Annotated in this window: 15 protein-coding genes; 8 read left to right on the top strand and 7 right to left on the bottom strand. The window is 67.5% G+C overall.

All coding sequences use genetic code 11. The features are described 5' to 3' along the window. The first annotated feature begins 46 nt into the window (after nt 1–46). Nucleotides 47–412, top strand: coding sequence for a response regulator (locus ASG52_RS12130; protein WP_056243292.1), 366 nt, complete (start codon nt 47–49; stop codon nt 410–412). 4 nt (nt 413–416) lie between these two features. Here the strand turns inward: ASG52_RS12130 and ASG52_RS12125 are convergent, their stop codons facing one another. Then, on the bottom strand, nt 417–935 hold the full coding sequence (locus ASG52_RS12125) for a TspO/MBR family protein (RefSeq protein WP_056243290.1): 519 nt from the start codon (nt 933–935) through the stop codon (nt 417–419). Nucleotides 936–1,021: 86 nt separating this feature from the next. Between ASG52_RS12125 and ASG52_RS12120 the strand changes: the two genes are divergently transcribed. Continuing rightward, nucleotides 1,022–2,242, top strand: a complete 1,221-nt coding sequence (locus ASG52_RS12120; RefSeq protein ID WP_056243288.1) for a trans-sulfuration enzyme family protein — start codon at nt 1,022–1,024, stop codon at nt 2,240–2,242. Between the two features lie 93 nt (nt 2,243–2,335). Next, nucleotides 2,336–2,794 carry a hypothetical protein gene (locus ASG52_RS12115; protein WP_056243287.1) on the top strand — a complete coding sequence of 153 codons (459 nt, stop codon included), beginning with the start codon at nt 2,336–2,338 and terminating at the stop codon, nt 2,792–2,794. A gap of 268 nt (nt 2,795–3,062) precedes the next feature. On the opposite strand, the gene ASG52_RS12110 is transcribed toward ASG52_RS12115, so the two are convergent. After that, entirely contained in the window at nt 3,063–3,251 is a 189-nt protein-coding gene (locus ASG52_RS12110) for a hypothetical protein (protein ID WP_056243285.1), read from the bottom strand. 265 nt (nt 3,252–3,516) lie between these two features. On the opposite strand from ASG52_RS12110, the gene parE reads away from it, so the two are divergent. Beyond that, a complete protein-coding gene (gene parE, locus ASG52_RS12105; RefSeq protein WP_056243284.1) occupies nt 3,517–5,580 on the top strand; it encodes a DNA topoisomerase IV subunit B in 2,064 nt (687 codons plus the stop codon). Nucleotides 5,581–5,691: 111 nt separating this feature from the next. Here parE and ASG52_RS28040 read toward each other — a convergent pair whose 3' ends face one another. From ASG52_RS28040 to ASG52_RS12095, 3 genes are all read right to left on the bottom strand, one after another. Beyond that, the gene (locus ASG52_RS28040) at nt 5,692–5,955 is read right to left on the bottom strand and encodes a hypothetical protein (protein ID WP_156383905.1); all 264 of its coding nucleotides are present in this window, start codon (nt 5,953–5,955) and stop codon (nt 5,692–5,694) included. A gap of 181 nt (nt 5,956–6,136) precedes the next feature. Continuing rightward, the gene (locus ASG52_RS12100) at nt 6,137–6,550 is read right to left on the bottom strand and encodes a HEPN domain-containing protein (RefSeq protein WP_056243281.1); all 414 of its coding nucleotides are present in this window, start codon (nt 6,548–6,550) and stop codon (nt 6,137–6,139) included. Next, nucleotides 6,547–6,870: a nucleotidyltransferase domain-containing protein gene (locus tag ASG52_RS12095; protein WP_056243280.1), complete on the bottom strand. Its 324-nt coding sequence runs from the start codon at nt 6,868–6,870 to the stop codon at nt 6,547–6,549. The genes ASG52_RS12100 and ASG52_RS12095 overlap by 4 nt, the downstream gene beginning before the upstream one ends. A gap of 261 nt (nt 6,871–7,131) precedes the next feature. Between ASG52_RS12095 and ASG52_RS12090 the strand changes: the two genes are divergently transcribed. After that, nucleotides 7,132–8,472 (top strand): LLM class flavin-dependent oxidoreductase, encoded by a 1,341-nt coding sequence (locus tag ASG52_RS12090; RefSeq protein ID WP_056243278.1) that lies wholly within the window; start codon nt 7,132–7,134, stop codon nt 8,470–8,472. A gap of 4 nt (nt 8,473–8,476) precedes the next feature. Here ASG52_RS12090 and ASG52_RS12085 read toward each other — a convergent pair whose 3' ends face one another. Both ASG52_RS12085 and ASG52_RS12080 read right to left on the bottom strand, forming a co-directional pair. Continuing rightward, a complete protein-coding gene (locus ASG52_RS12085; protein WP_056243276.1) occupies nt 8,477–8,800 on the bottom strand; it encodes a hypothetical protein in 324 nt (107 codons plus the stop codon). Between the two features lie 64 nt (nt 8,801–8,864). Continuing rightward, a complete protein-coding gene (locus tag ASG52_RS12080; RefSeq protein WP_056243275.1) occupies nt 8,865–9,104 on the bottom strand; it encodes a hypothetical protein in 240 nt (79 codons plus the stop codon). A gap of 372 nt (nt 9,105–9,476) precedes the next feature. On the opposite strand from ASG52_RS12080, the gene ASG52_RS12075 reads away from it, so the two are divergent. The 3 genes from ASG52_RS12075 to ASG52_RS12065 all read left to right on the top strand — a co-directional run bounded on the left by ASG52_RS12075 (nt 9,477) and on the right by ASG52_RS12065 (nt 12,041). Further along, nucleotides 9,477–9,686: a hypothetical protein gene (locus ASG52_RS12075; RefSeq protein ID WP_056243273.1), complete on the top strand. Its 210-nt coding sequence runs from the start codon at nt 9,477–9,479 to the stop codon at nt 9,684–9,686. 14 nt (nt 9,687–9,700) lie between these two features. Then, complete coding sequence (locus ASG52_RS12070) at nt 9,701–10,003, top strand: hypothetical protein (RefSeq protein WP_056243271.1); 303 nt, start codon at nt 9,701–9,703, stop codon at nt 10,001–10,003. Between the two features lie 142 nt (nt 10,004–10,145). Then, on the top strand, nt 10,146–12,041 hold the full coding sequence (locus tag ASG52_RS12065; protein WP_056243342.1) for a tetratricopeptide repeat protein: 1,896 nt from the start codon (nt 10,146–10,148) through the stop codon (nt 12,039–12,041). Nucleotides 12,042–12,231 lie beyond the last annotated feature (190 nt).

Raw genomic sequence — 12,231 nt, 5'->3', positions numbered from 1 at the left:
TCGATCGACACGACGACATCCCGAGAAAGGTAGAGGACAGCCGGTCATGGCGCGCATCCTGCTGGTGGATGACGAGGACACCTTGCGCGGCTTCCTGAAGCGGGGTCTCGAACTCGACGGCCACTCCGTCGTCACCGCCATCGACGGCAGCGACGGGCTCGACCGCCTGTCCGAGGCCGGCGGCGGCTTCGACCTGATGCTGACCGACATCCGCATGCCGCTGATGGACGGCATCGCGCTGGCCTTGGCGGCGAAGCGCGACTATCCCGACCTGACCATCCTGCTGATGACCGGCTTCGCCGACCAGCGCGAACGCGCCCGCGGCTTGGATGCCATCGTCACCGACGTACTAACCAAGCCGTTCTCGCTCGCCGACCTGCGCTCGACGGTGTCGCGGGCGCTGGCGGCCTGAGCCGTCAATTCATCTGCCAGATCACCCCGTTCAGCAGGCACGCGAAGCTGACCCAGGCCGCATAGGGCACCAGCAGCCACGCCGCCGCCCGGTCGAAGCGCCAGGACAGGCGGATCGTCCACAGGATCATCGCCAGCATCGCCAGCGCCACGATCAGCGCGAGCCCGAGTTCGTGGGCGGCGAAGAACACCGGGGTCCAGGCGGCGTTGAGGACGAGCTGGCCCGCGAAGGCCGCGAGCGCCAGCCACCACGCCCGCCGCGACGGACCCACCACCGGTCGCGCGCCGAGCAGCCGCCACAGCGAGACGGCGATCATCGCGTAGAGCAATGTCCAGGCGACCGGAAACAGCCAGTTCGGCGGGTTGAAGGCGGGCTTGCGGATCGTCTCGTACCACGTCTCGATGTTCGAGCCGGTGGCGAGCGAGCCGATCGCCGCGGTCAGCACCACCGGCAGGATCGCCGCGGCGATGCGGGGCAGCGGCGGCAGGGCCGGCCGCTCGGGAACCTCCAGGGTCGTATGCACGGTTCGCTGCTCCGTCCGTCGATGGTCCGCCTTGCCCGCAACCGGGGTTTCGCTCAAGCCCGCGGGGCAGAGCGTAGGAGGATGCGATGAGCCGGACCAACGCGCCCGAGACCGATCCGGATGCAGGCTTGCGTGCAGGCTTGGACGCCGATCCCGCCCCCCTCGCGGCGAGCGAATGGAGCCCGCGGACGCTGGCCGCGCAGGCGATGGGCCATATCGATCCGGTGACCCACGCGGTGGTGCCGCCGCTCCATCTCTCGACCACCTACTTGCGCGACGCCGACAACGCCTACCGCTCCGGCTTCTCCTACGCCCGGCCCGACAACGCCACGGTGCGGGAGGCCGAGGGGGTCATCGCCGCGCTGGAGGGCGCGAGCGCCGGCGCCCTGCTGTTCGGCTCCGGCATGGCGGCGGCGGCGGCCGTGTTCTGCGCGCTCGCGCCCGGCGACCACGTGGTCGCGCCGGAGGTGATGTATTGGGGCCTCAAGCGCTGGCTGCGCCAGGAAGCGGACCGGCTCGGCCTCGCGGTCGATTTCGTCGCGATGGACGATGTCGCGGCTTTGCGCGCCGCCATCGTGCCCGGCCGCACCCGCCTCGTCTGGGCCGAGACGCCGGGCAACCCGCTCTGCACCGTCACCGACCTCGCGACTGTCGCCGAGATCGCGCATGCGGCCGGCGCCCGCTTCGCCGTCGATTCTACTGCGGCCAGCCCGATCCTGACTCGGCCGCTGGAACACGGCGCCGACCTCGTGATGCATTCGGGCACGAAAATCCTGAACGGTCACTCGGACGTGGTGGCCGGCGTGCTCGCCGCGGCGCGACCGGACGCGTTCTGGGAGCGGATCGTCGCGATCCGCGCCACCTGGGGGGCGATCCTCGGGCCGTTCGAGGCCTATCTGCTGATGCGGGGCCTGCGCACCCTCCCGTTGCGGGCGAGCGCCCAGAGCGCCGGGGCGCAACACTTGGCCGAGCGCCTTTCCGCCCATCTGCTGGTGAGCGCCGTCCTCTATCCCGGCCTGCCCGATCATCCCGGCCACGCGGTGGCGGCACGCCAAATGCGGGGCGGCTTCGGCTTCATGTTGTCGATCCGCGTCGCAGGCGGCGAGGCGGCGGCGATCGCCACCGCGGCGCGCGTACGGCTGTGGAAGCGGGCGACCTCCCTCGGCGGCGTGGAAAGCCTGATCGAGCACCGCGCCTCGGTGGAGGGCCCGACGACGCCCTGCCCCCCCGACCTGCTGCGGCTCTCCACCGGCATCGAGGACCCGGACGACTTGTTTCGCGATCTCGACGCGGCTTTGCGCGGCTGAGACCGCCGCGCAGGATTTTTGCGCCGGACCCGGCCCTTCGCGCCGTCTCGCGCGTTGTCGTGTCCGGACACCCCTACCCTTCCGCGAGCCGACATGACGCCCCGCCTGCTCCTCGCCGCCCTCGGCCTCGCCGCACTGACCGTGCCCGCCCTCGCCCAGGACGGCCCGCCGAAGCTCGACGTCGAGTCGACCTGCAAGTCGGCGCAGCGCGCCCAGGTCAGCATCAGCGACAACGCCAGCCTGGAGGGCTGCCTGCAATCCGAGCGTAGCGCCCAGGACGAGTTGAAGAAGAACTGGAGCAAGTTTCCCGGCGCCGCCAAGACTCAATGCTCGCAGCAATTTACCGCGGGCGGTTCGCCTTCCTATGTCGAGCTGGTGACCTGCCTGGAACTCGCCAGCGGCACGGCGCCCTCGCAGGGCCAGGATGGCGGCGCGCAAAGCCCCGTCGGCGGCGGCAAGGCGCCCTCGGAGCGCAAGACCGGAAGCACGCTCACCAAGGAGCCCTCGCCGGCCCAGCGCACCGACCCCATCAAAGTGCTGAACGACAAGTAGTTTTTTGGAGTGAGGGTCGGGCGGGACGCCCGCTCATTTCAGCGGCAGCAACGCCGCCGAAGCTCTCTGTGAGGCCTCAGAAAAACCCGCACCGTCATTGCGAGGCGGAGCCGAAGCCATCCAGCGCTCCGCACCCAGCAAATAGGCCGTGCCGTCGATGACGGAGCGGCCTAAGTCGATTCGCCCTGTCCGAAAAGGTCGCGCCCTGGATTGCTTCGGCTCCGCCTCGCAATGACGGGGTAGGCCGGAAATCGTAAGGATCAGCGGATCAGACAAAATACGTGATCGTCGCCGCGAGCGCGGTCGCGACAGTCGCCAGGGCGAAGCCCGAATGCGCCATCGTGAACGAGCCCCGCGGAGCGACGACAGACTCCTGCTCCTCGTAGCCGAAGGCCTGACCGGCGGCGCGCTCCAGGCGCGAAAGGGAGAGGTGGCGGGCCTGCGCAGCGGCGGTCATCGGCGTGTCTCCCAATGGTCAAGCTATCATTGGCGGAACAACGTGCGAATCCGCACATCGGTTCCGGTCCCGTCCGGCAGTCACTCTTTAACCATCCGCTTGCATCACTGGCATGACGGTTCCGCGCCGGCCGGTTTCGACGCCGCGCCGCCGCCATGCAAAAGTCCGGCTGAACGGGGTGCTTTTTGTTTCCCGTTTGTTCCTGTATCAAGAGGGTATGAAGAGCCATGCAGCCCGCCTCCGCCCCGATTCGAGGAGCCGTCGCGTGAGCGATCCGGCGCGCGACCTGTTCGGGCCCGGTGGCAAGCCGCTCGCGGCGACCCCGCCGCAGGCTGAGGCGAAGCCTGTCGAGCGCCGCAAGCTCGCCGCGGTGCCCGCGCCCGAGCCGGCCGAGGCCGGCTACGACGCTTCCGCGATCGAGGTGCTGGAGGGGCTGGAGCCGGTGCGGCGGCGGCCCGGCATGTATATCGGCGGCACCGACGAGCGGGCGTTTCACCACCTCTTCGCCGAGGTGATCGACAATTCCATGGACGAGGCCGTCGCGGGCCACGCGAGCTTCATCGAGGTGGAGCTGGAGGAATCCGGCAGCCTCGTCGTCACCGACAACGGACGCGGCATCCCGGTCGATCCGCACCCGAAATTTCCCGGCAAGTCCGCGCTCGAGGTCATCATGACCACGCTCCACGCGGGCGGAAAATTCGACTCGAAGGTCTACGAGACGAGCGGAGGCCTGCACGGCGTCGGCATCTCGGTGGTCAACGCGCTCTCCGACGTGCTGGAGGTCGAGGTCGCCCGCAACCAGACCCTCTACCGCCAGACCTTTTCCCGCGGCCACGCGCAAGGGCCGCTTGAGACGGTCGGCCGGGTACAGAACCGGCGCGGCACGCGGGTGCGCTTCCACCCCGACGCGCAGATCTTCGGCTCGCTGAAGTTCGATCCGCGCCGCCTGTTCAAGATGGCCCGCTCGAAGGCCTACCTGTTCGGCGGCGTCGAGATTCGCTGGCGCTGCGCCCCGGCCCTGCTCGAAGGGCTGGAGGACGTCCCGGCCGAGGCCGTCCACCGCTTCCCCGGCGGCCTGTCCGACTATCTCGCCCGCGACATCGAGGGGAAGGCGCTCGTCCTCGACACCCTCTTCTCCGGCAAGATGACGAAGCCCGGCTCGCACGGCTCGCTCGAATGGGCGGTGGCCTGGACGGTCACCGAGGACGGCGTCTCGCATTCCTACTGCAACACGATTCCGACCCCCGAGGGCGGCACCCACGAGGCGGGCCTGCGCGTCGCGTTGCTGCGAGGCCTGCGCGAGCATGCCGAGCGGGTGAACCAGGCCAAGCGCATGACGGCGGTCACCACCGACGACGTGATGGCGACCTGCGCCTCCATGCTCTCGGTCTTCATCCGCGAGCCGGAATTCCAGGGCCAGACCAAGGACAAGCTCGCGACCGTCGAGGCCTCGCGCATCGTCGAGACGGCAGTGCGCGACGCCTTCGATCACTGGCTCGCCGCCTCCCCGGCCCAGGCCAACAAGCTGCTCGACTGGGTGATCGACCGCGCCGAAGAGCGCCTGCGCCGCCGCCAGGAGAAGGAGGTCGCCCGCAAGAGCGCCACCCGCAAGCTGCGGCTCCCCGGAAAACTCGCCGATTGCTCGGCCGCTGGCACCGCGGGCTCGGAGATCTTCATCGTCGAGGGCGACTCGGCCGGCGGCTCGGCCAAGCAGGCCCGCGACCGCGGCACCCAGGCCGTGCTGCCGCTGCGGGGAAAGATCCTCAACGTGGCCTCGGCCAGCCGCGACAAGCTCGGCGCCAACCAGCTCATCTCGGACCTGACGCTCGCGCTCGGCTGCGGCACCGGCGCCAACTTCCGCGAGGGCGATCTCCGCTACGACAAGGTCATCATCATGACCGACGCGGACGTGGACGGCGCCCACATCGCCTCGCTGCTGATCACCTTCTTCTACCGGCAGATGCCGAAGCTCATCGACAAGGGCCACCTCTATCTGGCGATCCCGCCGCTCTACCGGCTCAGCCAGGGCGCCAAATCGGCCTATGCCCGCGACGACGCCGACAAGGAGCGGATCATCAAGACCGTGTTCAAAGGCGCCAAGGTCGACATCGGCCGCTTCAAGGGGCTGGGCGAGATGATGCCCGCGCAGCTCAAGGAGACCACGATGGACCCGCGCAAGCGCACCCTCCTGCGCGTCGCGGTTCTGGACGAGGCGCGGGAATCGACCGGCGACACGGTGGAGCGGCTGATGGGCAACAAGCCGGAGGCGCGGTTCGCGTTCATTACGGAGCGCGCGGCGTTTGCGGATGGGGCGGAGTTGGATATCTGATCGCATTTCCAAGCAACGAAGGGTTTTCACTGTGTAGGATGGAGCAGTAAAATTCGGCAACAGAGTTTGAGTTCGCAAAGATTGGCGAGCCGCTTGGATGTACGATTTTCGTCAAAAAAACGCGCTTTTAATAATCGCTATTGATGACAAATTTATAAACGCTAGAATAAAAAGCGGGGCCAGAACAACTTCCAAACTTTTTATAGAAAACTTCTCTGGATTTTTTGGATTGACGAAAATCTTGATAGGGGCGTCTTTCAGAAATCCTTCGGCTCTATAACTTCCAACGGGCTTGGCAAGATAAAATTTATTTTCATATGTGTAGCTGATGGTTGGAATTGCAGATGTGTATTCGCCTGACGACTTGTATTCCACCTCTTCAATGATGCCAAAATTCGATTTCCAGAATAATAACTTTCTGATATTAGATATCGCTGAATATAGAAAATACAAATTCACCAAATACAAGGGAACATATACGAAAACAGTGTTGAAATCGAAATTAATCCACATATTGCCACAACCTAATATACTGTTAGTCAACCGGTTATTCGGCCTATGAAATGGGATTGCCGCCCGGACCGCTGACTTCGATCAAAGCTGTTGCCCGGTCGAGGCAGCGCGCCGCGCTCTCGATCAAGGCAGAGGCTTCAGAGTCCGTGACGACGGCTTCGCGCCCGACGCCGTAGTCGCTCAGTTCCTTGAACCTGTAGGCGCGGGCCAGGAAGGTCAGGAGCTCTCGATCTTGGGCGGGGGCATCGGATAAGACCACGGCTAGAGCGGAGCGTAGACCCCTGTGCGTCTTCGAAATTCGCCCGGTGCGCGCCAGCAGGATCGCTTCCGCTGCGTGGAATGCGACGTAGTAGGCGCTGCGGGCGGCCACCTTCGCCAGTGGAATCGCGAGAATCTTGCGCGCATCGGCCAAGTCCTCGGTAGCCTTGTCGAGATAGGCTTCGACCTCCGGCGTCATAGCGCGATGCCGTCGCGCCGCACCTCACCCATGAAGCCCGTGCGGTCGGCAAACGCGTGTGCCAGCAGCGGCAGGGTATTCACGACCGCTCCGGTCGCCATCAAGAGATCGGTCTCGATCTCGGCGAGCACTTCCGATTCACGGCCGAAGCTCTCCATATCGTTGAGGAAGAGGCCGATGTCGTAATCGGAGTCCGGTCGTGCGTCGCCCCGCGCCCGCGAGCCGAACAGGACGACCCGCGCGATCCGCTCGCCGTAGGTATCTTCGAGCGCGGCGCGGAAGCGCACCAGCACCGGGTCCTTGGTCGGATCGACGGTCATCGCTCCTTGTCCTCCCACCCACTCCCCTCATCCTGAGGTGCGAAGCGAAGCGAAGCCTCGAAGGAGGGCTCCAACGGAGCGCGCGATCCCTGGAGCCCTCCTTCGAGGCCGCTGGCGCGGCACCTCAGGATGAGGGGATCGGGTGGGAGAAAACAAGGTTTTTGCAGTCGGAGGGCAACCGGTCGGGCCCTACAAACCGTGCCGCAGGGGCACTCTCGCCCCATATCGCCCGCATCGAGCCAGCCGCGGCCGGAGCCAGCTATGGGCGAAACAGCCAAGAAAAAGAAACTCCATCTCGGCGCCTTCATGCGCCCCATCGGCATCCACACCGCGTGGTGGCGCTATCCCGGCGGATTTCCAGATGCGAACTTCAACCTCGAACACCTCGTGCGCTTCATCCGCACGCTGGAGGCGGCGAAGTTCGATGCGTTCTTCATGGCGGATCATCTCGCCGTGATGAAGATGCCGATGGAGGCGCTCAAGCGCTCGGCCACCGTCTCCTCGTTCGATCCGCTGACGCTGCTGCCCGCGCTCGCCATGGTGACGGAGCGGATCGGGCTGATCGCCACCGCCTCGACCACCTACAACGAGCCCTACCACGTCGCCCGCAAGTTCGCCTCGCTCGACCATATTTCGAAGGGCCGCGCGGCCTGGAACCTCGTCACCTCGGGCAACCCCGACGAGGCACTGAATTTCGGGCGCGACGCCCATCTCGATCACCCGGTCCGCTACGCCCGCGCCCGCGAGTTTTTCGAAGTCGTCACGGGGCTGTGGGATTCGTGGGCGGACGACGCCTTCGTGCGCGATGTCGAGCAGGGGCTCTTCTTCGACCCCGACAAACTGCACACCCTGAATCACCAGGGCGAGTTCCTGAGGGTGAAGGGCCCGCTCAACGTGGCCCGCCCGGTCCAGGGCTGGCCGGTGATCGTGCAGGCCGGGGCGTCCGACGCCGGGCGGCAGATCGCGGCCGAGACCGCCGAAATGGTGTTCGGCTCGTCCTCGACGCTGAAGGCCGGCCAGAAATTCTACGCCGACGTGAAGGGCCGGATGCGCAAAGCCGGCCGCGCGCCGGACGAGTTGAAGATCCTGCCCGGCGCCTTCGTCGTGGTTGGCGGCACGGACGAGGAAGCGCGCGAGAAGAAGGCACGGCTCGACGCGCTGGTGCCGGTGGAGAGCGGGCTCGCCAACCTCTCGGTTCGGCTCGGCACCGACGCCTCGGGCTTCGATCTCGACGCGCCGCTGCCCGAAATTCCCGAGACCAACGCCAGCAAGAGCGGGCAGGCGCAGATCGTCGAGTATGCCCGCCGCACCGGCGCCACCGTGCGCCAACTGGCCCAGAAAGTCGGCGGCTATAGCGGGCTGACCTTCGTCGGCACGCCCGAGCAGATCGCCGACCGGATGGCCGAGTGGCTGCACGGCGGGGCTTGCGACGGCTTCAACGTCATGTTCCCGTTCGTGCCGGAAGGGCTCGACGATTTCTGCGGCGGCGTCGTGCCCGAATTGCAGCGCCGCGGCCTCTTTCGCACCGAGTACGAAGGCACGACATTGCGCGACCATCTCGGGCTGAAGCGGCCGGGCAACCGCTTCTTCGAGGGCGCGTGAGCGCTCAGCGCCGGTTGGTCAGCCCGTAGAGAACGAACCCCGCGAGCCCGGCGAGCGCCAGGGCGAGCAGCGGCTGGCTGCCGACCCGGTCGGCCGCGGCCCAGCCGCCTTGCTTGGCCCGCTCGACGAAGGCCGTGCCCTTCAGAAGGCGGGCGGCGCGGGCCCGGTTCTCCTCGCGGATCGGCACGCGGACCACGAAGCCGTCGCCGTTGCGGAAGATGTCGATGCTGTTGCGGGCAAATCCCGCGCGCGCCAGCCGGCTCTTGGCGGCGTGGGCGGAGTCGCGGGTGGCGAAGTCGGCCTCGATGCCGACGGTGTCCTGGGACATGGGTCCTCCTCGACGGGGCGTCTGTCGGGAGGAGCAATCCGGCGCCCGCCGCGCCGGTTCCGATTCAGGCGGCGTCCGCCTCGCAGGCATCGACGCGCACCGCGCCGTCCGCGGTCAGCGAACAGATCACTTCGGTGCCGTCGTCCAGCGCGAACGCATGGAACAGCCGCTTCTCCAATTCTTCCAGCCCTTCGCCGGGCAGTTCCGCGATCTCGTCGCGGGTCCGCTCCTCAAGATCTGGCAGCACACCGCGGCTCTCACCGAGTTCCTGCGCGGACTTCGTCAAAATCACGTCGAAAGACATTGTCGCCTCCTTGCAACGACCTTGTCCGGGGTCGTGGAAGACAGGCCGACCTTGCGACTTTTTTGGGGCAGAGGGTTTTTTGCCGAGCCTCAGACGCCGGCGGCCGCGTCCGCGGCCTTAGGCTTTCGCTCCGCTCGATGCCTCGGCCGAGAGCCGAGGCCGCTGCGCGGGGCGCTCTTCGCGCCCGGTTGTACGGTGCTGCCGCTCGTTCGAACGGGAAGCACGGTCGCATCTGAAGCGCCCCTCGGCGTGCCACGTGCGGCTGTGACGCAGCCGCCTCGCGGGACTTTTCGGGAGCTTATCGCGGCCGGGCCGTTCTACCCTTCCATCCCGGCCCTTGAGGGTCGGACCCCGTTCGGAGGCCGACCCCGCATGAACACGATCCTCGTCGTCGCCCTGGTCTGCGCCTCGACCGTGCAGGTGCCCGATTGCTCGCGCGAGACGGCGCTCGACATCATCGTCGGCCCGGCCCACACCCTGCAGGAATGCCTGATCCAGGGCCCGGTGCTCGCCGCCAGCGCCGGGCATACGCCGAGCGACACCAAGACCTATGTGAAGACGCGCTGCGAGCAGCGGCGCTGAGTCGGGGGGCGACGATGGCCGAGAACGAGGAGGGCGCGGTCGATCCGGCCCGCGCGGTGGAGATGCGGCTGCGGGCGCGCCTCGCCGTGGTCGAGCGCGCGGCGTGGTTCGGGTTCGTCGCGGCGATGCGGGCCGACCCCGCCGGAACCGAGGCCGCCATCGAATCCGAGCGCGCCCGCTGCCGCGAGGGCTTTGGCAGCAGCGCCTGGGCGAAGGACCTGACGGATGCCGAGCGCGCGCTGCTCGGCTCCGAGGTCGATACCGGCCTCGCGGGCTTGGTCGAGGACGCGAAAGCCGAGATCGCCGACGACGCGTGAGCGTCAATTCGGCTCTGTCCCCGCGCCATCCTTTCGCCTTGCGGTGATGGCGGAAGGAGTCCAGTGTCCCCCGCCGAAACGGCGCCGGCCGACGACAAGGGGCAACCCTCGCGCGGCGCCGCAGGAGCCGCGTCTGGTGATCATGAACGGAACCACCGCCCGCCGGAGCGCTGCCGCGCTCGCCCTCATGCTCTCGGGCACGGTCGCCGGCAGCCTGCCGGCCGCCGCCCTGCAGCCGCGGGAATCCTCGCCGATCTCCGAATACGAGCCGGCGGAATCGCTGGAGGGCAACTTCCTCTCCGCCTACATCGCCGGCGCCTCGAAGGACACGGCCGCCGCCGCGAGCTTCTACCGCGAGGCGGTGAAGGGCGATCCGCGCAACGCCGAGCTTCTGGAGCGGGCCTTCGTCTCGCTGCTCGCCGACGGCGCGATGACCGACGCCTTCCGCGCCGCCGAGCGGCTCACCACCCGCGAGGGCTCGAACGGCCTCGCCCAGCTCTCGCTCGGCGTGCGCCAGCTCAAGGCCGGGCAATACGCCCCGGCCCGCCAGAGTTTTGCCCGCAGCGGCAAGGGCGCGGCGGCCGACCTTACCGCGACGCTGCTGACCGCCTGGGCCTATGCCGGCGCGGGTGACGGCAAGCGCGCCAACGAGACGCTGAACCGCCTGCGCGGCGAGCGCTACTTCAACGTCTTCCGCGACTACCATGCGGGCCTCATCGCCGCGCTGGTTGGTGACAAGGCCGAGGCCGAGCGCAAGCTGAAGGCGGCGTTCGAGGCCGACCACAACACGCTGCGCATCGTCGATGCCTATGCCCGGTTCGCCGCCGGCATCGGCCGCACGGATCTCGCCATCGACGCCTACAGCCAGTTCGAGAAGACCATGCCGCGCCACCCGATGGTGGTGGATGCCCTCGACAAGCTGAAGGCCGGCAAGCCCCTGCCGCCGCTGATCTCTTCGGCCCAGGAAGGCGCGGCCGAAGTGCTCTACGGGCTCGGTTCCGCCGGCTCGACGCAGGGCGACGAGCTGCCGGCGGTCGTCTATCTCCGACTCGCCCTCTACCTCGCCCCCGAGCACGCGGTGGCGCGCCTGACGCTCGCCGACACCCTCGACCGGATGAAGCAGACCGAGCGCTCGAACGAGGCCTACGCCCAGATCCCGGCGAACTCCCCGCTCAAGCTCAACGCCGACATCCAGATCGGTCTCAACCTCGAGCAGATGGGCCGTGGCGAGGAGGCGCTGCAACACCTCGACAGCGTGCTCAGGTCCAACCCGGACAACATCGACGTGATCTCGGCGCTCGGCAACGTCCAGCGCTCCCGGAAAAAATTCGCCGAGGCGAGCGAGACCTACACCCGCGCGATCAAGCTGATCCCGGCGGGCAACGAGGCCAACCACTGGACGCTCTACTACTTCCGCGGCACCGCCTACGAGCGTGCCGGCAAGTGGAACGAGGCCGAGGCCGACCTCAAGAAGGCGCTGACCCTGCTGCCGCCGACCCAGCCGAACGCCAAGGCGCAGGTGCTCAACTACCTCGCCTATTCCTGGGTCGATCGGAACATGAACATCGACGAGAGCTTCAAGATGCTGAAGCAGGCCGTCGATCTGTCGCCGCGCGACGGCATGATCATCGACTCTCTCGGTTGGGCCTATTTCCGCCTCGGCCGCTGGGACGACGCGGTGCGCGAGCTGGAGAAGGCGGTCGAGCTGAAGCCCGGCGACCCGACCATCAACGACCACCTCGGCGACGCCTATTGGCGCACCGGCCGGCGGCTCGAAGGCAAGTTCCAGTGGCAGCACGCCAAGGACCTGAATCCCGAGCCGGACGACCTCGAAAAGATCAATGCCAAGCTGAAGGACGGCCTGCCCGAGCCGGACAAGCCGACCGCGACCGCCGAGAACCCGCCGGCCCCGGCCCCGGCAGAGACGGTCCCCGCCCCCGTGGCGGCGCCGCACAATCCGGAGAACCCGGAACTACCCAAGGGCGCCCCGGCCCCCGGCGACGCACCGGGCTCGGCCGACAAGAAGCCGGGCGGCTAGCGGTCTTTTCTCGATACGCGCCGCGAGGGCAGACTCGTCGCGCGTGCCGGATCACCGAAACTCCTACCCATTCCCCTCATCCTGAGGTGCTGCGCAGCAGCCTCGAAGGAGGGCTCCAGTTCTCTCAGCGATTTCTGGAGCCCTCCTTCGAGGCCTACGCTTCGCTTCGGCGCCTCAGGATGAGGGCGTG

The sequence above is a fragment of the Methylobacterium sp. Leaf456 genome, from assembly GCF_001425465.1.
Classification (GTDB): domain Bacteria; phylum Pseudomonadota; class Alphaproteobacteria; order Rhizobiales; family Beijerinckiaceae; genus Methylobacterium.
Note: the sequence above shows the minus strand (reverse complement) of the source record. Positions and strands in the feature narration are given on the sequence as shown.